This window comes from Martinezella sp. CNPSo 3795 (assembly GCF_057784475.1).
The window spans coordinates 68357-88525 of the sequence record NZ_JBXSOQ010000017.1 but is presented as its reverse complement, the minus strand read 5'-3'; the positions used below and the strand labels follow the sequence as shown (position 1 = coordinate 88525).

24 protein-coding genes, 1 tRNA gene and 2 pseudogenes are annotated in these 20169 nt (G+C 59.5%); 20 read left to right on the top strand and 7 right to left on the bottom strand.

Going from position 1 to position 20169, the window contains the following annotated elements:
- Positions 1-8 precede the first annotated feature (8 nt).
- The 3 genes and pseudogenes from AC13QY_RS29985 to AC13QY_RS29975 all read right to left on the bottom strand — a co-directional run bounded on the left by AC13QY_RS29985 (position 9) and on the right by AC13QY_RS29975 (position 1060).
- Positions 9-287, bottom strand: coding sequence for a hypothetical protein (locus AC13QY_RS29985; RefSeq protein ID WP_113501475.1), 279 nt, complete (start codon positions 285-287; stop codon positions 9-11).
- Between the two features lie 227 nt (positions 288-514).
- A pseudogene (locus AC13QY_RS29980) lies at positions 515-820 on the bottom strand (glycoside hydrolase family protein); the annotation flags it as partial.
- Positions 821-841: 21 nt separating this feature from the next.
- Complete coding sequence (locus tag AC13QY_RS29975) at positions 842-1060, bottom strand: lysozyme family protein (protein WP_162764031.1); 219 nt, start codon at positions 1058-1060, stop codon at positions 842-844.
- A 360-nt stretch (positions 1061-1420) separates the two neighbouring features.
- Between AC13QY_RS29975 and AC13QY_RS29970 the strand changes: the two genes are divergently transcribed.
- Positions 1421-1618, top strand: coding sequence for a hypothetical protein (locus AC13QY_RS29970; protein WP_113501473.1), 198 nt, complete (start codon positions 1421-1423; stop codon positions 1616-1618).
- A gap of 459 nt (positions 1619-2077) precedes the next feature.
- Here AC13QY_RS29970 and AC13QY_RS29965 read toward each other — a convergent pair.
- Positions 2078-2167: transfer RNA gene (locus tag AC13QY_RS29965), tRNA-Ser, on the bottom strand.
- Positions 2168-2471: 304 nt separating this feature from the next.
- Between AC13QY_RS29965 and rplU the strand changes: the two genes are divergently transcribed.
- The 11 genes from rplU to modC all read left to right on the top strand — a co-directional run bounded on the left by rplU (position 2472) and on the right by modC (position 12093).
- Entirely contained in the window at positions 2472-2789 is a 318-nt protein-coding gene (gene rplU / locus AC13QY_RS29960; RefSeq protein ID WP_028753733.1) for a 50S ribosomal protein L21, read from the top strand.
- 32 nt (positions 2790-2821) lie between these two features.
- Positions 2822-3091, top strand: coding sequence for a 50S ribosomal protein L27 (gene rpmA, locus AC13QY_RS29955; RefSeq protein ID WP_004127267.1), 270 nt, complete (start codon positions 2822-2824; stop codon positions 3089-3091).
- A 128-nt stretch (positions 3092-3219) separates the two neighbouring features.
- Entirely contained in the window at positions 3220-3855 is a 636-nt protein-coding gene (locus tag AC13QY_RS29950; RefSeq protein WP_113501472.1) for a GNAT family N-acetyltransferase, read from the top strand.
- Positions 3852-4439, top strand: a complete 588-nt coding sequence (locus AC13QY_RS29945) for a GNAT family N-acetyltransferase (protein WP_113501471.1) — start codon at positions 3852-3854, stop codon at positions 4437-4439. The genes AC13QY_RS29950 and AC13QY_RS29945 overlap by 4 nt, the downstream gene beginning before the upstream one ends.
- Before the next feature lie 265 nt (positions 4440-4704).
- Positions 4705-5817, top strand: coding sequence for a GTPase ObgE (gene obgE / locus AC13QY_RS29940; protein WP_113501469.1), 1113 nt, complete (start codon positions 4705-4707; stop codon positions 5815-5817).
- The gene (gene proB / locus AC13QY_RS29935; protein WP_069611421.1) at positions 5814-6983 is read left to right on the top strand and encodes a glutamate 5-kinase; all 1170 of its coding nucleotides are present in this window, start codon (positions 5814-5816) and stop codon (positions 6981-6983) included. The genes obgE and proB overlap by 4 nt, the downstream gene beginning before the upstream one ends.
- Positions 6976-8259: a glutamate-5-semialdehyde dehydrogenase gene (locus AC13QY_RS29930; protein WP_113501481.1), complete on the top strand. Its 1284-nt coding sequence runs from the start codon at positions 6976-6978 to the stop codon at positions 8257-8259. Before proB ends, AC13QY_RS29930 begins: the two co-directional genes overlap by 8 nt.
- A gap of 37 nt (positions 8260-8296) precedes the next feature.
- Positions 8297-8878 (top strand): nicotinate-nucleotide adenylyltransferase, encoded by a 582-nt coding sequence (locus AC13QY_RS29925; protein WP_285175705.1) that lies wholly within the window; start codon positions 8297-8299, stop codon positions 8876-8878.
- Positions 8879-9434: 556 nt separating this feature from the next.
- The gene (modA, locus tag AC13QY_RS29920; RefSeq protein ID WP_113501468.1) at positions 9435-10232 is read left to right on the top strand and encodes a molybdate ABC transporter substrate-binding protein; all 798 of its coding nucleotides are present in this window, start codon (positions 9435-9437) and stop codon (positions 10230-10232) included.
- Between the two features lie 89 nt (positions 10233-10321).
- Positions 10322-11023, top strand: coding sequence for a molybdate ABC transporter permease subunit (gene modB / locus AC13QY_RS29915; protein WP_113395784.1), 702 nt, complete (start codon positions 10322-10324; stop codon positions 11021-11023).
- Complete coding sequence (gene modC, locus AC13QY_RS29910) at positions 11020-12093, top strand: molybdenum ABC transporter ATP-binding protein (protein WP_113501467.1); 1074 nt, start codon at positions 11020-11022, stop codon at positions 12091-12093. The genes modB and modC overlap by 4 nt, the downstream gene beginning before the upstream one ends.
- Here modC and AC13QY_RS29905 read toward each other — a convergent pair whose 3' ends face one another.
- Positions 12094-12477, bottom strand: a complete 384-nt coding sequence (locus AC13QY_RS29905) for a winged helix-turn-helix domain-containing protein (protein ID WP_113232773.1) — start codon at positions 12475-12477, stop codon at positions 12094-12096.
- 169 nt (positions 12478-12646) lie between these two features.
- On the opposite strand from AC13QY_RS29905, the gene AC13QY_RS29900 reads away from it, so the two are divergent.
- The 7 genes and pseudogenes from AC13QY_RS29900 to AC13QY_RS29870 all read left to right on the top strand — a co-directional run bounded on the left by AC13QY_RS29900 (position 12647) and on the right by AC13QY_RS29870 (position 19150).
- Positions 12647-12946, top strand: a complete 300-nt coding sequence (locus AC13QY_RS29900) for a DUF1330 domain-containing protein (RefSeq protein ID WP_113501466.1) — start codon at positions 12647-12649, stop codon at positions 12944-12946.
- Between the two features lie 162 nt (positions 12947-13108).
- Positions 13109-13551: pseudogene (gene rsfS, locus AC13QY_RS29895) on the top strand (ribosome silencing factor).
- A gap of 172 nt (positions 13552-13723) precedes the next feature.
- The gene (rlmH, locus tag AC13QY_RS29890; protein ID WP_047634055.1) at positions 13724-14206 is read left to right on the top strand and encodes a 23S rRNA (pseudouridine(1915)-N(3))-methyltransferase RlmH; all 483 of its coding nucleotides are present in this window, start codon (positions 13724-13726) and stop codon (positions 14204-14206) included.
- A 187-nt stretch (positions 14207-14393) separates the two neighbouring features.
- Positions 14394-15830: a murein hydrolase activator EnvC family protein gene (locus AC13QY_RS29885; RefSeq protein WP_285204870.1), complete on the top strand. Its 1437-nt coding sequence runs from the start codon at positions 14394-14396 to the stop codon at positions 15828-15830.
- Entirely contained in the window at positions 15820-17148 is a 1329-nt protein-coding gene (locus tag AC13QY_RS29880) for a S41 family peptidase (RefSeq protein WP_113333468.1), read from the top strand. Before AC13QY_RS29885 ends, AC13QY_RS29880 begins: the two co-directional genes overlap by 11 nt.
- 228 nt (positions 17149-17376) lie before the next feature.
- Positions 17377-18570, top strand: a complete 1194-nt coding sequence (locus AC13QY_RS29875; protein WP_113501465.1) for a divergent polysaccharide deacetylase family protein — start codon at positions 17377-17379, stop codon at positions 18568-18570.
- A 40-nt stretch (positions 18571-18610) separates the two neighbouring features.
- Positions 18611-19150: an RNA pyrophosphohydrolase gene (locus tag AC13QY_RS29870; protein WP_113352827.1), complete on the top strand. Its 540-nt coding sequence runs from the start codon at positions 18611-18613 to the stop codon at positions 19148-19150.
- 143 nt (positions 19151-19293) lie between these two features.
- On the opposite strand, the gene bfr is transcribed toward AC13QY_RS29870, so the two are convergent.
- Entirely contained in the window at positions 19294-19779 is a 486-nt protein-coding gene (gene bfr, locus AC13QY_RS29865) for a bacterioferritin (protein ID WP_069611399.1), read from the bottom strand.
- Complete coding sequence (locus AC13QY_RS29860) at positions 19745-20017, bottom strand: (2Fe-2S)-binding protein (RefSeq protein WP_244575290.1); 273 nt, start codon at positions 20015-20017, stop codon at positions 19745-19747. The genes bfr and AC13QY_RS29860 overlap by 35 nt, the downstream gene beginning before the upstream one ends.
- On the opposite strand from AC13QY_RS29860, the gene AC13QY_RS29855 reads away from it, so the two are divergent.
- On the top strand, positions 19904-20158 hold the full coding sequence (locus AC13QY_RS29855) for a hypothetical protein (RefSeq protein ID WP_371865536.1): 255 nt from the start codon (positions 19904-19906) through the stop codon (positions 20156-20158). The genes AC13QY_RS29860 and AC13QY_RS29855 overlap by 114 nt on opposite strands.
- Positions 20159-20169 lie beyond the last annotated feature (11 nt).

The following is a 20169-nucleotide window of genomic DNA, read 5'->3' as shown; positions in this document are numbered from 1 at the left end:
GATGGACTTTACGAGACGTCGAAAATTTCCGATACCAATACGGTAGGGCCGCCATGATACACAGCGTCCCGCGAAATGGTTCTTCCGCCCGTTGCAAAGTTTCGTTTCCAACCGAGACGCTTCCGGTTGGCGCAGCGATGCTGATATTCCGACTTCGCTTTCTTTTCATAGTCGGCAATTGCAACATCGACTTCGGCATCCTTTACCTGCTGTGCGAGTTCGTCTGCGGTCGGGCGCTTGGCGGCTTCGGTGAGAGCTTGAGAGGCAGCATTGCGTTGGCGCTCCATCTCCGCTGCCTGGCTTCCGCCGTCGTCTTCCCGCTTTCGAGCACGTAACCCTCCAGCGCATCATCCTTGACCGCTTGGACATAGCCCACAGCGATATGGCTGAGCAGCGGGTATTCTTGAGAATGGGATAATCATTGAGGATCGGCATACCGATCCAATAGAGCGATGTGAGCAGAATGCCGATCGCACGCCAGCTCCGAGCTTGAGGTAATCGAGGATCCCGAACATCACGCCCCCTTTAAGCAAAACATTTGCTCAAGAGCGCGCCGCTTCGTCAGGCCAGGCAGCTCGACCAGTACGCCGTTCTTCCTTGCCTTGTTGTAGAGCGTAATCCGGTCGCAGGCTGCACGAACATTCCCGGCGCGAAGATGGGCAACTGCGGAAGAGATGCAAAAGCCGGTTGCCAAGATTGTAGCTGAAGTCGTTGAACGCCATCTGAACATAGGGAGAGAGGTCGTCATAGCCCTCACGCAGGCCGCGTTGCCTTGTTGTTGGTAGTGCGCCATTCGCTTCTTCAATAGATCAAGGCATTCCTGCTGACTGAAGGCCCGTGCCTACATGTCCTTCGCATTCTGGGTTTCGCCGTAGCAATAGGTGAGTATGCCGATCAGGTCTTTGTGGACATACCCGTAATAGCCTTCGGCCGGCGGCGCCAATGCGATGCCTAAAGCAACGGCAACTTTTGCGCTTTTACTCGCCATCATCATTCCTTTCAGGTTTGGCAAGCTCTTGCGCAAACGTTTCATGCCTGGGCGTTTGAGTACTGGCATCATTCAACCTACGGAGAGGAAATGGCTTTGACTTTACTCATACCCTTCTCGAGGAGGGCTCTATAATGCTGCCGGGAAACTATGGGCGAGTCATTCGAGCAGCGGGACAGGCGCGCTCTAACGCTCTCAGTCACTCGCTTGCTCGTGAAACGCCGCGTCACCGATAGCAGGATGAGATAGCCGCGTGATCCATTTTAGCGCCGATTGTGAAGGAAGCCAGTCCCGGAGCGGGGCGCGCGGATTCTTGCCCGGTCCCTCCGACAAATCCAAATTTATCGCCGCGCACGGTATTGCCTTTCACCTTTTCAGATGATTTTAAATACCTTTTAAGCAACATTGAGGTGTAAGGTGGATTTTTTAAGAATGAATAAAGAAGAAATTGCTGAATTTGAAAAACTCGGAATGAAATACGCACTACTCGAACTTAGATCATCAGCAATTCTAAACAACAAAATCATGGGCATAACGATAATTGAGCAAAAAGAAATATATAAAATCACCATGGAGCAGCATGAAATACATGCTAGGAGAATGGCGCTGATCAAAGTTCGAAACGGCTAACCGCTTTTCATTCTCCAAACGATGAAGGCCGACCAGTAGTTACGCCGATCGGGCCGATATATTTAGGGAAGGCAACCGCAGGGCCGCTTGAGATGTTCGGTTCGCAGCTACAGCTCAGCTAGCGATCTGTTGGCTGCCGCGAGTGCCTTGAAAACTTCGATCATTTCCAAGCCATCAAGCGACGTCAGATCGGGAAGCTGGTAGGACGGATTTAACATATGCCGACTCGATAAGTTAAAAAAACTCGATTTCTTCAACATATCCGTCGCGACGTGTTAAATCCGCATCCATGGTTGCCTGTGCAAAGCAATCCAAAATGTGAGTTGAATTCCGAGAAGCAGGTGCGTCGTGCGGCACCTTTAACGTGGCCCTGTGATTAATTGTGATCGCAGAGAGTAAAAACTCGCGACGCTTGCCGCAGACACCAGCATCATAAGCGCATGATAATACAAACATTTATGGCGGAGAGGGTGGGATTTGAACCCACGATACCCTTGCAGGTATGCCGCATTTCGAGTGCGGTGCATTCGACCACTCTGCCACCTCTCCGGTTATGTTGGTCGGCGCTGTTCGGCGCGGAGGGCTACATAGCGAGAGACGAAGAGGATAGCAAGGGCGAATATGAAAGCTTTTCATCCTTTTGCCTTGACAGATCAGGGACGCTTATATATCCCGTGCGACGCAATAGGTGTGGATAAGTCCGCGCCTTGCCAGCCCTGCTTCGCGCAGGGTTTCACCGGCAGATCTTTTTGAAGGCTCAAGCCTTTGGAATCCCTGCTAAGTTTCGACTGATAAAAAGACGGCCGCTCGTCCTTAAGGCGAGAGAGCCGGAACGAACATGAAAGGATAAAAAATGTTCGCAGTCATCAAGACCGGCGGTAAGCAATACCGTGTGGCAGCCAACGACGTGCTGACCATCGAGAAGCTCGAAGTGACCGCCGGCGACACCGTAGAATTCACCGAAGTCCTCGTTATCGGCGAAGGCGCCGACGCTGCGATTGGTGCTCCCTTCGTCAAGGGCGCTTCCGTCAAGGCCGAAGTGGTCGAGCACAACCGCGGCAAGAAGGTTATCGCCTTCAAGAAGCGCCGTCGTCAGAACTCGAAGCGTTCGCGCGGCCATCGCCAGCATCACACTGTTGTCCGCATCACGGACATCGTGGCTGCCAAGTAAGTAACGGGATCAAGGTTTAAAGGAGAACTCCAATGGCACACAAAAAAGCTGGCGGTTCCTCGCGCAACGGTCGCGATTCCGAATCCAAGCGCCTTGGCGTGAAGAAGTTCGGCGGCGAAGCCGTCATCGCAGGCAACATTATCGTGCGTCAGCGCGGCACGCAGTGGCACCCGGGTTCCAACGTTGGCCTCGGCAAGGATCACACGATTTTTGCGCTTACGGCGGGCAACGTGAACTACCGTACGAAGGCCAATGGCCGCGTGTACGTGTCTGTAATGCCGAAAGCGGAAGCAGCGGAATAAGCCGGTAGCGCTCTAAAACAGCCGGCGTCTCATCGACCCGGCTGACCGCATCAGGTTCAGTCCAGAAAAAGGGGAGATGGGGCGCCATCTCCCCTTTTTCTTTACCCTCAACCAAGGAGGACTGAACCATGCAAGGCGAATTGTTAAGGGAAGACCAATCAAGGTCTCCCGAAGAACGGCTGAGGCCGGATAGGTTAAGGACCGATTGCCCCGTCTTATTGTCGGAAAGGCTCGTTCTGCGCGCCCCCCACGAAGAAGACATCGACGCCCTTGCCCATCTCGCCAACAACGCCAATGTCGCCACAATGGTATCGCGTATGCCGCACCCGTATACGACCGCCGATGCCGCCGATTTCGTGCGACGCACGAAGGTTGGCGAGATTGGCAAGTGCGTCTATGCCATTACCAAAGCCGACAACGGCGCCTTTCTCGGCTGCTGCGGGGTAGAGCCCACGGGTGATCCGAACACGGTCGAGATCGGTTACTGGCTGGGCGAACCCTACTGGAACCAGGGCTACACCACGGAAGCGGCCCATGCCCTTATCGACATGGTCTTCCGCACGCGTGAGAACGTCGCGCAGATCGATGCCCGTTGCCGGGTAACGAACGTCGCCTCCAGGCGTGTCGTCCAGAAGTGCGGCTTCCAGTTCCAGGGATCCGGCCTTGCCGCGTCGCTGGCGCTCGGCAGCACCGTTCCGGTCGAATGGTACAGGCTCGATCGCAAGACTTGGATCTCGCTGCGCAGCTGGGGAGGCATGAGATGAACGCTCTCGCCCTCACCCGCCGCGATGCCCGGATTTTGATGCCTGGGCCGACGCCGGTCATCCAGACCGGCCGACTGACGCTGCGCCCGCACCGGCTCAGCGACGCCGATATGATTGCGGAATCGCTTTCGGATTTCGCCGTCACCCGCATGCTGGCCCGCGTTCCCGCGCCCTATGACCGGCAGGATGCGCTCGACTGGCTGGTCGAGCACACTTCCGGCCTCGGTGTCGATTGGGAGCTCGCCATCACCGAGCGGGATGATGCTCATATCGGCTGCGTCGGCATCGAGCTTCGCCACGGCCGCTGGCACCTCGGTTATTGGCTGAACCGCTTCTACTGGCGGCAAGGCATCATGACCGAAGCGGTCAAGGCTGCGCTCGAACGTTTTGCCCGCCGCATGCCCGAAGTCGCCGTTTATTCCGGCGTCTTCGCCGATAATCCGGCGTCGCTCAAGCTGCAGCAGAAGCTCGGCTTCGAGATCATCGGCTGCTCGGAGATCTACAGCTTTGCCCGCAACACCATGGTTCCGCATATCGAAACCGTGCTGAAGCCGGGCGCGCTGCGGCTCTCGCAGGCAGCCTGAGGCCCCGAAAATCGGTCATCGCTGGCCCGCCCGGCGATGACCATCATGCCAATTGTACAGTTCCGCCCTTTATGGCACTGGAGCAGCACGATATTCTTTGACCTCAGCCCGAAGCGCCTATATCGAAGGCGGCATGACGGGCAAACGGTCGCCCGATGCGTCTTTTGGATGCAGAGCGAGCGGCAGATATTGAAAAGAGCGCATAGGCTTTGTGAATCCCACTCGATCCGAAGGGATATGCGCGACACCGAGTGACGGACGTAAGATGAAATTTCTCGATGAAGCAAAAGTCTATATTCGCTCAGGCGATGGCGGCGCGGGCAGCGTCTCCTTCCGCCGCGAGAAGTTCATCGAGTTCGGCGGTCCGGATGGTGGCGATGGCGGCCGTGGCGGAGACGTATGGGTCGAGGCCGTCAACGGCCTGAATACGTTGATCGATTTCCGTTACCAGCAGCACTTCAAGGCGAAGGTCGGCATGCATGGCATGGGCAAGAACCGCGCCGGCGCCAAGGGCGACGACGTGACGCTGAAAGTGCCCGTGGGAACGCAGATCTTCGAAGAAGACCAGGAAACGCTAATCTGCGATTTGACCGAAGAAGGCCAGCGCTTCCGGCTGGCCGCCGGCGGTAATGGCGGCTTCGGCAATGCCTATTTCAAATCCTCGGTCAATCAGGCGCCGGACTGGGCCAATCCGGGCCTCCCAGGCGAAGAAAAGACCATCTGGCTACGGCTGAAGCTGATCGCCGATGCCGGCCTCGTTGGCCTGCCGAATGCTGGAAAATCGACCTTTCTTGCCGCGGTCAGCCGCGCCCGGCCGAAAATCGCCAACTATCCCTTCACGACGCTGCATCCTAATCTCGGCGTCGCCACCATCGACGGTCAGGAATTCATTCTGGCCGATATTCCCGGTCTGATCGAAGGCGCCCACGAAGGTGTGGGCATCGGCGACCGCTTCCTTGGCCATGTCGAGCGCACCCGCGTACTCCTGCATCTGGTCTCCGCCCAGGAAGAAAAGGTCGGTAAAGCCTACAAGACCGTGAAGCACGAGCTCGAAGCCTATGGCAACGACATCACTGACAAGCCGGAGATCGTCGCCCTCTCGCAGATCGACGTGCTGGATGAGGAAACGCTGAAGAAGAAGACGCGCGAGCTGGCGCGGGCCTGCGGTAAGACGCCCTTCCAGATTTCGGCCGCCACCGGCCGCGGTATGACGGAAGTGCTGCGCGCGCTGCGCGACGTGATCGTCGAAGCCAACGCCGGCGAAGCGGATAAGCCCGCGAAAACGCCGAAGCTGCGGCACCGAGACATGCAGCTTTCCGACGATGCGGGCGAAGACGACTACGAACGCCGTGGTGACGACGGGGATCATCAGGGATGACTGCCCGCAAGCCGCTCGATCGCTACCGCCGCATCGTCATCAAGATCGGCTCCGCCCTTCTCGTCGATCGCAAGACGGGCTTGAAGAAATCCTGGCTCGACGGCATGTGCGCGGATATCGCCGCCCTGAAGGCCAAGGGCATCGATGTGCTGGTGGTTTCCTCGGGCGCGATCGCGCTCGGCCGCTCCGTGCTCGACCTGCCCTCGGGCGCACTGAAGCTGGAGGAGAGCCAAGCGGCGGCGGCCGTCGGCCAGATTTCGCTCGCCCGCGCCTGGTCGGAAAGCCTGTCGCATGACGATATCGTCGCCGGCCAAATCCTGCTGACCCTCGGTGACACGGAAGAGCGCCGGCGCTATCTCAATGCGCGCGCCACCATCAACCAGCTCCTGAAGATCGGCGCCGTGCCGATCATCAACGAGAACGATACGGTCGCGACAAGCGAAATCCGCTATGGCGACAATGATCGCCTCGCCGCCCGCGTCGCCACCATGACCGGCGCCGATCTGCTGGTATTGCTATCCGACATCGACGGCCTTTATACCGCCCCGCCGCATCTCGATCCGCAGGCGAAATTCCTCGATACCATCGCGGAGATCACGCCCGAGATCGAAGCCATGGCCGGCGGCGCCGCCTCGGAACTGTCGCGCGGCGGCATGCGCACGAAGATCGATGCTGGCAAGATCGCAACCGGGGCTGGCTGCGCCATGATTATCGCATCGGGCAAGACCGATCGGCCGCTGAATGCGATCGAGAGCGGCGCCCGCTCCTCCTGGTTCGCGCCGTCTGGCACGCCCGTCACCGCCCGCAAGACCTGGATTGCCGGGCAGCTGCAGCCGGCCGGCGAATTGCATGTCGACGATGGCGCAGTGACCGCGCTTGGCGCTGGTAAGAGCCTGCTGCCTGCCGGTGTCCGTAAAGTCGTCGGTCATTTCGGCCGAGGTGACACCGTCGCCGTCATCGGCCCCTCCGGCCGCGAAATCGCCCGCGGCCTTGTCGGCTATGATGCCGAAGAGGCCCGCCAGATTACCGGCCGCAAATCGGCTGAGATCGAGGCGATCCTCGGCTATGCCGGCCGCGCCGCCATGGTGCATCGCGACGACCTCGTCATGACGGCATCCGTCAAGACGAAGGCCGAGAAATCGAAGAAGGATGAAGCTCATGCTTGATACTGTCGCACAAAGCCCCGACATCGACGCGCTGATGAACGATATCGGCCGCAAGGCCCGGGCTGCGTCGCGACCGTTGGCTTTCGCGTCGACGGAGAGCAAGAACAAGGCACTGAATGCCATGGCGGATGCCATTCTGGCTCGTAAGGATCATATCCTCGCTGAAAACGCGAAAGACCTGAAAGACGTCGAGGGTACCGACATGCTTGCCTCCTTCGTCGACCGCCTGACGCTGAACGACAAGCGCGTCGCCGAGATGGCAGACGGCATCCGCGCCATTACTGCCCTCGCCGATCCCGTCGGTGAAGTCATCGCCGCCTGGGATCGTCCGAACGGCCTTAAGATCGAGCGTGTCCGCACGCCGCTTGGCGTCATCGGCGTTATATTCGAAAGCCGGCCGAACGTGACGGCCGACGCCGGCGCACTGTGCCTGAAGGCAGGCAACGCCGTGATCCTGCGTTGCGGCAGCGACTCGCGCCGCTCCTCGCAGGCAATCCATGAGTGCCTGGTCGAAGGATTGAAGGCAGCAGGCTTGCCGGAACATGCTATCCAACTCGTGCCCGTCAGCGATCGCGCTGCCGTCGGCGCCATGCTGCGCGGCCTCGAAGGTAATATTGACGTCATCGTGCCGCGCGGCGGCAAGAGCCTCGTCGGACGCGTGCAGACCGAGGCGCGCGTGCCGGTCTTTGCCCATCTTGAAGGCCTCTGCCACATCTACATCGATGCCTCGGCTGATCTCGACATGGCGAAATCCATCGTCGTCAACGCCAAGATGCGCCGCACCGGCATTTGCGGTGCCGCTGAAACACTGCTGGTCGACAAGAAGGTCGCTTCCACCCATCTGAGGCCGCTGCTTGACGGCCTTGCCGCGGCAGGCTGCGAAATCCGTGGCTCCGCCGATGTCCTGCAGCTCGTTCCCGGCCTCAAGGCGGCCACGGAAGAGGATTGGACGACCGAATATCTGGCCGCGATCATCTCGGTCGCGCTGGTCGACGGCATTTCCGGTGCCATTGCCCATATCGGCAAATATTCGTCGAACCATACCGAAGCCGTGATTGCCGAAGATCCTGACGTTGTCGAGCGCTTTTTCACCGAGATCGACTCGGCGATCCTGCTGCACAATGCCTCGACGCAATTTGCCGATGGCGGCGAATTCGGCATGGGCGCGGAAATCGGCATCGCCACCGGCAAGATGCATGCGCGCGGGCCTGTCGGCGTAGAACAGCTCACTTCCTTCAAATATCGCGTTCGCGGCACCGGACAGATACGGCCCTAACGTGCTGACAGAAGAGATCGATCAACGCTATCTGCGCATGCCCCATGCCGAGCGCGGCATGGTGGTCGGTCTTTTCGGCGGGTCCTTCAACCCGCCGCATGAAGGGCATGCACTGGTTGCCGAGATCGCCATCCGCCGGCTTGGCCTCGATCAGCTCTGGTGGATGGTAACGCCGGGCAACCCGCTGAAGAGCCGCAATCATCTGGCGCCGCTTGCCGAACGCATCGCGCTCAGCGAGCAGATCCTCCACAATCCGCGCATCAAGGTGACAGCTTTCGAGCAGACGCTGGGCATGAGCTACACGGCCAATACGCTGGCGCATGTGAAGGCGCGCAACCGTCATGTCCACTTCATCTGGATCATGGGCGCCGACAGCCTGAACACGTTCCATCGCTGGCAGAAATGGCAGGAAATCGCGCAAACCTTTCCGATCGCTGTCATCGACCGGCCGGGATCGACGCTCTCCTATCTCTCGGCCAAGATGGCCAAGACCTTCCACTACGCGCGCGTGGATGAAGATGACGCACGCGTACTCTGGAAGAAGCGTGCGCCGGCTTGGACCTTTATCCATGGACCGCGTTCGGCACTGAGCTCGACCGCCTTGCGCGCCGCTCAATAATTCCGCCAATTTTTTGGGAAGCCTGAAAAATAAAAAGCCCGACGCGGGAGGAGGTGCGTCGGGCTTTTGAACCTGATCAGCAACTGGGAGGAGGAGAGTTGCTGATCCATATCGAACGGCATTGGGAGGAGGAGATCGCCGTTTCGATGATTATGTTTTACCAGATTTTACCGATTGATAAATGGGCCATTGCGCAATGCAGCAATGCATATGATGCATGACTATGAAAATTTTCTGCCCAAAAAACGCTTCTTTTGCGAAGTTCTCGCCATTTGATTTTCAGTATCGGACTTAATTCGGCGAAAGAATGGCGCAAGATTCCACGGTTCGTAACGTTACGTCGTACTTCGTGAGCGTTCGCCAATCGACTGGGCAAATTCAGTCATGCATTTTTGTAATGCCCAAAATCGTTCGTATGCACTTCGTCGCGGAAAATCCATAAAATTCGTAGGTTTACGCGATCATATCGCGATGTATTTTTGCAAATACATCCCTAGTCAAGCCTCGCATGTCGTTATATCTCTCAAAATATGTCGACATCTTTGGGAGAATTAGGATGACCACCAGCCGACGCCAATGGATCAAGCTCGCAACCGCCGCGGTATCAGCCGCATGGCTCGGCCTTTCGGTCATTCCGGCACCGGCACTCGCCGCCGACAAGATCGTCGTCTTTGCCGCCGCCAGCATGAAGAACGCGCTCGACAACGCCGATGCCGCCTTCACCAAGGAAACCGGCAAGGAGGTCACTGTCTCCTACGCGGCGAGCGGACCGCTTGCAAAGCAGCTTGAAAACGGCGCGCCGGCCGATGTTTTCATCTCCGCTGACACGAACTGGATGGATTATGTCGCCGGCAAGAAGCTGATCAAGGACGATAGTCGCGTCAACCTGCTGGGTAACAAGCTCGTTCTCGTCGCCGCCAAGAACAAGGCGAAGCCGGTCGAGATCAAGCAGGACTTCGATCTTGCTAACCTGCTTGGCGACGGCCGGCTGGCGATCGGCCAGCCGGAATCGGTACCAGCAGGCAAATACGGCAAGACGGCGCTCGAAAAGCTCGGCGTCTGGGCTTCAGTCGAAAAGAAGGTCGCTGGCGCTGAAAGCGTTCGCGCAGCCCTCGCGCTCGTTTCGCGCGGCGAAGCGCCTTACGGCATCGTCTATCAGACCGATGTCTCGGCCGATCCTGGCGTTGCGGTCGTCGGCACCTTTCCGGCAGACAGCCACCCGCCGATCGTCTACCCGATCGCCATCACCAGCAGCAGCAAGAACCCGGACGTACAAGCCTATTTCGACTTTCTGAAATCGGCTAAGGCTGTTCCGTTCTTCGAGCATGAGGGCTTCACGATCCTGAAGCAGTGAGCGTCATCACCGCAAGTCAGGTATGAAAAGTTCAAGCCCTCAGGCTCGCTGCCTCGTGGCGAGCCTGAGATGTTTTAAGGGGCGGATATTTGGAAGCGTTGGGTCTGAGCAGCGACGAATGGACTGCAATAGAGCTGAGCCTGCGCGTCTCCATTGTCGCCATGCTGGTCAGCCTACCCTTCGGCATTGTCGCTGCCCTCCTGCTCGCACGCGGCCGGTTCTGGGGTAAATCGGTCCTCAATGGCGTCATCCATCTGCCGCTGATCCTGCCGCCCGTCGTCACCGGCTTCATCCTCCTGATCCTCTTCGGCCGAAAGGGCCCGATCGGATCTTTACTTGATCAATATCTCGGCCTCGTCTTCTCCTTCCGCTGGACTGGGGCAGCACTTGCCTGCGGCGTCATGGGTTTCCCGTTGATGGTCAGAAGCATCCGCCTGTCGATCGAAGCCGTCGACCGCAAGCTGGAGGAAGCCGCCGGCACGCTGGGCGCCAGCCCCATCTGGACCTTTCTGACGATCACGCTGCCCTTGATCCTGCCCGGGATCATCGCCGGCATGATCCTCTCCTTCGCCAAGGCCATGGGCGAATTCGGCGCCACCATCACCTTCGTCTCCAACATTCCCGGCGAGACCCAGACGCTGTCTTCGGCGATCTACACCTTCACGCAGGTTCCAGGCGGCGATGCCGGCGCCATGCGGCTGACCATCGTCGCCATCGTCATTTCCATGGCGGCGCTGCTCGCCTCGGAATTCCTCGCCTATCTCGCAGGCCGTAGGGTAGATTTTGAATGACGCTCTTGGTCGATATTCGCCACCGCCTCGGCGCCTTTTCCCTGGAGGCTGCATTCACGTCCGATGGCGGCGTGACGGCCCTTTTCGGGCGCTCCGGCTCCGGCAAGACGTCGATCGTCCGCATCATTGCCGGCTTGACCCGGCCCGATCACGGCCGCGTCAGCCTCGATGATACCGTGCTTGCCGACACCGACAGGCAGATCTTCGTGCCGCGTCACCGCCGCCGCTTCGGCTATGTCTTTCAGGAGGCGCGCCTGTTTCCGCATCTATCTGTGCGGCAGAACCTCAATTATGGCCGCTGGTTCGCACCCGGATACGAACGTAGCGAAAACTTCGACAGCGTCATTGATCTTCTCGGCATCGGCGGCCTGCTCGATCGCCGGCCGGCAAAACTTTCCGGCGGCGAGAAGCAGCGGGTCGCGATCGGCCGCGCCCTGCTCTCTTCGCCGCAGCTCCTATTGATGGACGAGCCGCTTGCCGCGCTCGACGAGGCCCGCAAGGCGGAAATCCTGCCCTATCTCGAACGGCTGCGCGACGAGATGAAAATTCCGATCATCTATGTCAGCCACTCGATTGCCGAAGTGGCGCGGCTCGCCAACCGCGTCATCGTCATGCGTGATGGCAAGATCGAGACGATCGGGGCCGCCGTCGACATCTTCAGCCAGTTGTCCGGCCCGCTGGCGGCCGACCGCCGCGAAGCCGGCGTATTGCTGGAAGGCCGCGTGGAATCGATGGACGATCGCCATCATCTGACAGTCATTGCTCTGAAGACGGCAAAACTCTTTGTACCGGGTCAGACGGCGACGGTCGGCAAGACCGTTCGTGTCCATATTCCCGCCCGTGACGTCATACTGGCAACGACGCGGCCCGAGGGTCTTAGCGCCCTCAATATCCTCGACGGCGAAGTGCAGGGAATTGGCACGGCCGCCGACGGAACGGCTGAGGTCAGGGTCGATTGCGGCGGCGACATCGTCACTGCCCGCATCACCCAATTCTCAGTCGACCGGCTGGGATTACGGATCGGCCTGCCGGTCCATGCGGTCATCAAGACCGTGGCGCTCGAACATTAGTCAGGATTTTTTCACGGAAGCATTCGCGGAGCTGCGATTGGCTTCGAGCCAGTTCAGGTCATCGGCTATTGCCGCGCGCAGCGTCGTTTCCATGCCGCGGAACCGCCGCAGCAACTCCTCGCCGAATGGCGTCAGGGCGGCGCCGCCGCCCTTCTGGCCGCCGCGCTGCGATTCGACGACAGGCTCGCGGAACATGTGATTGAGTTCGCTGATGAGCAGCCAGGCGCGGCGATAGGACATATCCATGGCACGGCCGGCGGCCGAGATCGAGCCGGTCTCCTGAATATGCTCGAGAAGCTCCATCTTGCCGCGCCCAAGCCGATCCTGCCCGGAAAAGCTGATACGGAGAATGGGCTTCAACGATGGCTGCGGAGCGTCGGTCATGGCACCTGTAACGGTCTGGTCTCAATGGTTTATAGGCGGCTTTCGCGCGCCTGTACATGCCGGGAGAATGGACGGGGGACGGTAACCGCCTATCTGATTTCCAATACAATGGCGCCCTTCCAAACAGGAGTGGCGCGAGTTCTTTGTCGCCGCACGGATGGGAAAAACAATGCCGGCTTATATCATCTCCGATGTCACGATGAGCGATGCCGAGGCCTTCCAGACCTACCGGACCCGCGCAGCCGCCTCGATCGCCCACTATGGAGGGCATTATCTCGTCCGCGGCGGCCCGATCGAAAAGCTGGAAGGCGACTGGTCGCCGCAGGCGATCGTGATCGTCGAGTTTCCGGATTTGGAACGAGCAAGAGCTTGGTATCGCTCGCCGGAATATGCGCATGCCCTCGAAGTCCGCGATCAGGCACTCAGCCGCAACCTTATTCTTGTCGATGGAGTGCGCCAGGAGGGCTGATTTTCGTCTTCGGCACGAATATTCGCCCATATCTGGTGCGAAAGCGCCCTATTCGGACACAAATCCTTGTCTTCAACGCCTCAAGATGGCCACCTGCGTCTTGAAACCTTAATGCTTTGATGCCTATCTTTATAACGTGATCGACTCAGATCACTCACGTGCATGTTCTGTTACTCAAGGAAGGAAGAGCACTGACAACAGTACACGCCAAGGGAAGAACGCCTGTCGTTATCCCGAAGAGCTCGGAACGTGGCGCCGATGCCGCTGCCCGCGCCCTGCAAGCCGTCCTCGCAAGCCTCGAGGATTCCAAGGCCGAAAATATCGTCACCATCGACATTGCTGGCAAGTCTGCGCTTGGAGACTACATGGTCGTCGTCTCCGGCCGATCGAACCGCCATGTCCTGGCGATTGCCGACCATCTCATGACCGATCTCAAGGACGAGGGCTTCGGCAATGCCCGCGTCGAGGGTCTCGATGGCGGCGACTGGGTGTTGATCGACACCGGCGACATCATCGTTCACGTCTTCAGACCTGAGATTCGCGAGTTCTACAACATCGAAAAGATGTGGGCAGCACCCGATCTCGACGAAGGCACGCTGCACTAGCGGAGCGACCGCATTTCCAGGAAAACTGCGCAGCGGTTTTCCGCCCGGAATGCGCAAGGATCCAAGGGCGCCTTTCCGGCCCCCCGTGTGCAGGTTTACATCGCCGGAGATGAACTCTCGGCAAGAGTTTCGTTTTGTGCCGCCATGACGGCGGATATGCGTGGGAGCGGGGATGCGGATAGGTCTTTTTGCGGTGGGACGGCTGAAAGCCGGCCCGGAAAAGGATCTTGCGGCTCGCTATCTTGACCGTTTCGCCAAGGCCGGGCCGGCCATCGGCCTGGAAATGGCGCGCATGACCGAGGTTGCCGAAAGCCGCGCCTCCAACAGCGAGACCCGCAAGCGTGAAGAAGCGGGCCTCTTGCAAAAGGCGCACCCTGAAGGCGGTGTCCTCATTCTTCTCGATGAACGCGGTAAGGCGCTCGACAGTGAAGCCTTCGCCGCCATGCTCGGAACATACCGCGATCAGGGCAAGCGCGACCTGACGATTGCCATCGGCGGCGCCGATGGCCTCGACCCCGCCCTCTACGACAAGGCCGACATGACCATTTGCCTGGGAAAGCTGACCTGGCCGCACCAGCTCGTGCGCATCCTGATTGCCGAACAGCTCTACCGAGCCGTGACCATCCTCTCCGGACACCCCTACCACCGGGTGTGATTGCTCCATCCGTTTTGAAAACAGTTTGGCTTTCCCCGTTTTTGCGTTAACGAAACGCTCACACAGGCGTGTTTTGATTCCCGCCCTGAAAATGACGATGCTTCCTGGATGATTGCGGCAAATCAGCTGATTTTCGCGCGATCCGAAGGGACCAGGCTGAACCGACTGGATGAGAAAAGCCCCGCCCATGCTCTCGCGTATCGTGCTGCCAGCTTTGGCGGCAATGCTCGGCGTGGGCGCCTATATGGCAGGCCCTTTCTCTCGGGAGGACGTCGCCGTCGCGCAGGAAGCGGATGCCATCGCGCCGCAAGCGCCTGACGATCGCCCTTCCGCGACGGCATCGGCACCTGGACAGGAAACCCCTGACCCGGCGGCAGACCTTGCGCGCAAGCGCGATGAGACCCGCGCGCAGCTCGATGCGCTTTCAAAGACGATCAGCCTTTCGTCCGGCAAGACGAAGGAACTGGAAGACAGCATCGCCTCTCTCGACAAGAGCACCGAAAGCCTACGCCAGGCGCTGATCGACAGTGCCGCCCGCCGCAAGGATTTGGACCGCAAGATCCAGCAAAGCGAGAAGACGCTGACGAACCTAGCCGTCAGGCAAGACAAGATCCGTGCCTCGCTGCACCAACGCCGCGCGCTGCTAGCCGAGGTTCTCGGCGCCCTGGAGCGCATGGGACGCAATCCGCCACCCGCTTTGCTGGTCACGCCGGACGATGCGCTCGCCTCGGTGCGCAGCGCCATTCTTCTTGGCGCCGTCGTGCCCGGAATGCGCAAGGAGACGGACAAGCTCATCGCCGATCTGACCGATCTCAGCAAGTTGCAAGCCGATACCGCCGCCGAAAAGGCGAGCTTCACCACCACCATGACCAACAGTCTGGAGGAGGAGCGGCGCATGGATCTGCTGATTGCGGAAAATGACAAGCACAGCAAGGAAAACGCCACTCAGCTTGAGGCGGAGCGCAAGCGCGCGGAGGAGCTGGCCGGTCAGGCAACCAGCCTGGAAGGGCTCGTCGCCTCGCTGGAAAGTCAGATCGGCTCAGTGCGGGACGCTGCCGCTGCTGCCCGCGCGGAAGAAGCGCGCCGCGCGCAGATGACCGAACAGCAGCGCGAGCAGGCGAAAGCCCTTGCCGAGAATGGCGTGCCCGATAAAAACCGCATTACGCCCGCATATCCATTTTCAGACCTGAAGAAAAAGTTGGAGCTGCCCGTGGCGGGCGATATTCTCCGCCAGTTCGGCGACGACGATGGCACCGGCCACACCGCGATGGGACTGACCGTCGCGACCGGCCCGGAAGCACTGGTCACGGCTCCCGCCGACGGCACGGTCGTCTACGCCGGCGCGTTTCGCAGCTACGGACAGATGATCATCCTGGATACGGGCGACGGCTATCACATGGTGCTGTCGGGCATGGACGCGATCAAGACGCGCCCTGGCAGATTCGTCTTCGCTGGCGAACCGCTTGCCACGATGGGCCAGAAAAGAGTCGCGAGCGCGACCGCATTGGCGCTGGAAACGGATCGGCCAACGCTTTACATTGAATTCCGAAAAGATGGAAAACCAGTCGATTCTCGGCCCTGGTGGACCTCCAAAGACACTGGAAAGGCACGCAATGATACGTAGGGCTTCTCTTGTTCTCGTCGGCGCATTGATGGGTGCGACCGCGATGGGCGTTATCTACTCGGCGGTAGCGCCGGCGGAAGCCGCTGGCACTTCCACCTATAAGGAGTTGTCGATTTTCGGCGATGTCTTTGAGCGCGTCCGCGCGCAGTATGTGACCCCTCCCCAGGAAGACAAGCTCGTCGAAGCCGCCATCAACGGCATGTTATCGTCGCTGGACCCGCATTCGAGCTACATGAACGCCAAGGATGCGGAAGATATGCGCACCCAGACCAAGGGTGAGTTCGGCGGCCTCGGCATCGAAGTGACGATGGACAACGATCTCGTCAAGGTCATCACCCCGATCGACGATACGCCGGCTGCCAAGGCCGGTGTCCTTGCCGGCGACTATATCACCGCCATCGACGGCCAGTCCGTCCGCGGCCTGAAGCTGGAAGATGCCGTCGAGAAGATGCGCGGCCCGGTCAAGACGCCGATTAAGCTTACCCTGATGCGCAAGGGCGTCGACAAGCCGATCGAGCTCACCGTCATCCGTGATGTCATCGCCGTTGCCGCCGTCAAGTCGCGCGAGGAAGGTGGCGATGTCGGTTATATCCGCATCATCTCCTTCACCGAAAAGACCACGCCGGATCTCGAAGCCGCGATCGCTAAGATCAAGAAGGATATCCCGGCCGACAAGCTGAAGGGCTACGTCCTCGACCTGCGCCTCAACCCGGGCGGCCTGCTCGACCAGGCGATCAACGTTGCCGACGACGTGCTGGAGCGCGGCGAGATCGTTTCGACCCGAGGCCGCAATCCGGACGAGACCCGCCGCTTCAACGCCACCCCAGGCGATCTGACCGACGGCAAGCCGATCATCGTGCTCATCAATGGCGGCTCGGCCTCGGCTTCGGAAATCGTCGCCGGTGCCCTGCAGGATCTGCGTCGCGCCACGGTGCTCGGCACCCAGTCTTTCGGCAAGGGCTCCGTCCAGACGATCATTCCGCTCGGTGATGGCAATGGCGCCCTGCGTCTGACGACGGCACTCTATTACACGCCGTCGGGCCGTTCGATCCAGGGCACGGGCATCACGCCCGATGTCAAGGTCGACCAGCCGCTGCCCGACGATTTGAAGGGCAAGCTGACGACGGAAGGCGAATCCAGCCTGCCGGGCCACATCAAGGGCCAGAGCGAGACCGACAAGGGCTCCGGTTCTTCGGCCTACGTGCCGCCGGACCCGAAGGACGATATCCAGCTCAACTACGCACTCGACCTGCTGCGTGGCGCGAAGACCGATCCGGCCTTCCCGCCGAACCCCGAAAAGGCGGTTTCCTCAAAGTAAGGACTGGCGCCGGGCTGGAAACAGACCCGGCGCTTTCACGATGAGGGAGCGGGACGAAGTGTAGCGTTCCGGTCGTCTCCGCCGGCCTCAATTCCGTATGAATCCGACGTCTCTCAGAAACAATTTTGTTCATGTTTTAGCGCTTTGAGTGCCGCGGGCATTTTTCCGCTTCTCCGTGAGCGATATGCTCGAGGCCGATAGAGTTTTCCGCTTGGGGTGGATTGGAACTTGGGAACGGATTTGCATGCACCGTTGGGACAGAACCGCGGCCCCGGCCGCCAGCGGCGCTCCATCCCCTTTGGACGCATTCTCGGCGGCTTCTGCCTGATCGCGATCGCCGGCTTTTCTCTCTATTCGGCGCTTTTGCGCGATCAGCTGCAAAAGACCCGGCCGGTCGAGACGGCAAAGAAGGAAGATCCGGCTCCTCCAGCCGAAGCCAAGCCGACTACGGCCGGGCAAACCGGACAGACCGGACTAGCCCAGGTCGATCCGCAATCCGGCGCCAATACCACACGCATCGTTACCGGCGATGGGTCGGTCGTCACCATGTTCAGCCCGAACAACCGTGATGGCAGCGGCCCGGTCCTGATCAACGCCAATCAGGTGGGCCAGGACCCGCGCATGGCGGCAACGCCAAATGACAGCCTGCTGGAAGACTCTCCCTTCGGCAAGCTGCCGATCACATCGCCGAGCGGCCTGCGACCGATGGATCAATATGCGCGGCCCTGGTCCGGCGCGCGCGGTACCCGCGTCGCTATCGTCGTCAGCGGCCTTGGATTGAGTCAGACTGGCACCCAGCGCGCCATCGAGAAGCTGCCGGAAGAAATCACGCTTGCTTTTGCCGTCAGCGGCAACAGCCTGCAGCGCTGGATGCAGGAGGCGCGGCGCGGCGGCCATGAGATCCTCATCCAGGTGCCGTTCGAGCCCTTCGACTATCCCAGCAACAATCCCGGCCCGGATACGCTACTAACCTCGTTTTCGGCTGCAAGGAACATCGATAACCTGCACAAGGCGATGGGCAAGATCACCAATTATACCGGTGTCATGAACTATCTTGGCGGCCGCTTCCTCGCCAATCCCAGTGCCATGGAACCTGTGCTGCGCGATATTGGAAAGCGCGGCCTGCTATTCCTGGATGATGGCTCTTCGGCGCAATCCAAATCCGGAATGCTCGCCAAGACACTGGAAGTGCCGCATGCTTTCGCCGATATCCAGCTCGACGGAGAACTGCAGCAGGACGCGATCCTCAGGAAACTCGATGAGCTCGAGCGCATCGCCCGCCGCAACGGTTCCGCGATCGGCGTGGCCTCGGCGTTCGACGAAAGCGTCGATGCCATCAGCAAATGGAGTGAGGAGGCCGCCATGCGCGGCATTGAAATCGTCGCCGTCTCGGCGCTTGCCGACGACCCGAAACATCCCTGACCCCTGGCCCGGTTCGCCGGGCTGATCCCTGGAGAGAGAAATGAGCACGCCCCACGCGCCCGTAAGAGCCGAAGACCTGCCCTACCGCCCTTGTGTCGGCATCATGATCCTGAATCGGGAGGGCTTGGTCTGGGCCGGCCGCCGCATTCCGGACGGCAATTCCGAGTATGACGGCTCACCGCAGCTTTGGCAGATGCCGCAGGGCGGCATAGATGAGGGCGAAGATCCGCTGAAGGCCGCCTATCGCGAGCTTTATGAGGAAACGGGCATGAAAGCCGTGACCTTGCTCGCGGAAGCGAAGGATTGGATCAATTACGATCTGCCGCCGCAGCTGATCGGCATCGGCCTCAGGGGAAAATACCGCGGCCAGACGCAGCGCTGGTTCGCCTTCCGCTTCGACGGTGACGAGAGCGAGATCGCCATCAATCCGCCGCCGGGCGGTCATGAACCGGAATTCGATGCTTGGGAGTGGAAGCCGATGGCCGAGCTTCCCGGTCTGATCGTTGCCTTCAAGCGATCGGTCTACGAGCAGGTGGTTTCGGAGTTCAGCCATCTGGCCGGCCTAAAGGCTGAAGACTGAACGAAAAAACCGGCCGCAGCGCGGCCGGATTCTGAAGCAATTCCAGGAAAAGTGCGTAGCGATTTTCCGTTCGGAATTGCCGGAAAACAAAAAGATAGAGTGGTTCAGAGTTTCCGTGAAAAGCTGAACCGCTCTGGCATCGATTATTCTGCGGAATCGGCGGAGTCAGCGTTGAGCTGGCCATATTTGGCTTCGCCGATTTTTCCGAGCAGTTCGAGCTGGGTTTCGAGGAAGTCGATATGGCCTTCCTCGTCCGCCAAGAGCTCTTCGAACAGCTTCATGGAGACATAATCGCCGGCATCGTGACAGATATCGCGGGATTTCTTGTAGGCGGTGCGGGCATCGTATTCGCCGGCGAGATCGGCTTCCAGCACTTCCTTGACGTTCTGGCCGATGCGCAGCGGCGCCAACGTCTGCAGGTTGGGATGGCCTTCAAGGAAGATGATGCGGGCAACGAGGCGATCGGCGTGCTGCATTTCCTCGATGGATTCTGCGCGCTCCTTCTTGGCAAGCTTGGTGTAGCCCCAGTCTTCGAGAAGTCTGTAGTGAACCCAATATTGGTTGACTGCGCCAAGCTCGAGGAACAGCGCCTCGTTAAGCCGCTCGATGACTTTTTTGTCGCCTTTCAATGTCCGCTCTCCTGTTGTCTTCATGGAATTTTTTCAGGCGGGACATGAAATCAAATATTTCCGCTTCCGTCGAGTGGCGGCGGGCATGATAATCTTGGGTTGTCTGTATAATGATATCAACGACATTCGGGAAGCAGCCGCAGCAACGGCCGCGCTTTTCCATGGCGTGATAAACCTTGGCGGGAACGATGAGCTGCCAACAGTCCTGATCAAGGAGTTCGTTGATAACGTCCCGGATTTCCTTGTCGGTGATGTAATTACAACTGCAAACCAGCATTCTTCGCTCAGCCCGTCAAACATGACACCTGCTGTCTTGTTATCTGCTAAAGAAGACGCTCTTTGTCAAGAAAGAAACGATTCGAATCTGGTCCGCCCATGAGGTCATTGGCC

Bases quoted from the DNA above. Each gene is read 5' to 3' on its own strand.
- AC13QY_RS29870 (WP_113352827.1), top strand. From the start codon at position 18,611: ATGAGCACGCCCCACGCGCCCGTAAGAGCCGAAGACCTGCCCTACCGC.
- AC13QY_RS29885 (WP_285204870.1), top strand. From the start codon at position 14,394: ATGCTCTCGCGTATCGTGCTGCCAGCTTTGGCGGCAATGCTCGGCGTG.
- proB (WP_069611421.1), top strand. From the start codon at position 5,814: ATGACTGCCCGCAAGCCGCTCGATCGCTACCGCCGCATCGTCATCAAG.
- AC13QY_RS29950 (WP_113501472.1), top strand. From the start codon at position 3,220: ATGCAAGGCGAATTGTTAAGGGAAGACCAATCAAGGTCTCCCGAAGAA.
- obgE (WP_113501469.1), top strand. From the start codon at position 4,705: ATGAAATTTCTCGATGAAGCAAAAGTCTATATTCGCTCAGGCGATGGC.
- modA (WP_113501468.1), top strand. From the start codon at position 9,435: ATGACCACCAGCCGACGCCAATGGATCAAGCTCGCAACCGCCGCGGTA.
- AC13QY_RS29945 (WP_113501471.1), top strand. From the start codon at position 3,852: ATGAACGCTCTCGCCCTCACCCGCCGCGATGCCCGGATTTTGATGCCT.
- modC (WP_113501467.1), top strand. From the start codon at position 11,020: ATGACGCTCTTGGTCGATATTCGCCACCGCCTCGGCGCCTTTTCCCTG.
- rpmA (WP_004127267.1), top strand. From the start codon at position 2,822: ATGGCACACAAAAAAGCTGGCGGTTCCTCGCGCAACGGTCGCGATTCC.
- AC13QY_RS29905 (WP_113232773.1), bottom strand. From the start codon at position 12,477: ATGACCGACGCTCCGCAGCCATCGTTGAAGCCCATTCTCCGTATCAGC.
- AC13QY_RS29900 (WP_113501466.1), top strand. From the start codon at position 12,647: ATGCCGGCTTATATCATCTCCGATGTCACGATGAGCGATGCCGAGGCC.
- rlmH (WP_047634055.1), top strand. From the start codon at position 13,724: ATGCGGATAGGTCTTTTTGCGGTGGGACGGCTGAAAGCCGGCCCGGAA.
- rplU (WP_028753733.1), top strand. From the start codon at position 2,472: ATGTTCGCAGTCATCAAGACCGGCGGTAAGCAATACCGTGTGGCAGCC.
- AC13QY_RS29925 (WP_285175705.1), top strand. From the start codon at position 8,297: ATGCCCCATGCCGAGCGCGGCATGGTGGTCGGTCTTTTCGGCGGGTCC.
- AC13QY_RS29880 (WP_113333468.1), top strand. From the start codon at position 15,820: ATGATACGTAGGGCTTCTCTTGTTCTCGTCGGCGCATTGATGGGTGCG.
- AC13QY_RS29975 (WP_162764031.1), bottom strand. From the start codon at position 1,060: ATGATGCCAGTACTCAAACGCCCAGGCATGAAACGTTTGCGCAAGAGC.
- AC13QY_RS29985 (WP_113501475.1), bottom strand. From the start codon at position 287: ATGGAGCGCCAACGCAATGCTGCCTCTCAAGCTCTCACCGAAGCCGCC.
- AC13QY_RS29970 (WP_113501473.1), top strand. From the start codon at position 1,421: ATGAATAAAGAAGAAATTGCTGAATTTGAAAAACTCGGAATGAAATAC.
- AC13QY_RS29930 (WP_113501481.1), top strand. From the start codon at position 6,976: ATGCTTGATACTGTCGCACAAAGCCCCGACATCGACGCGCTGATGAAC.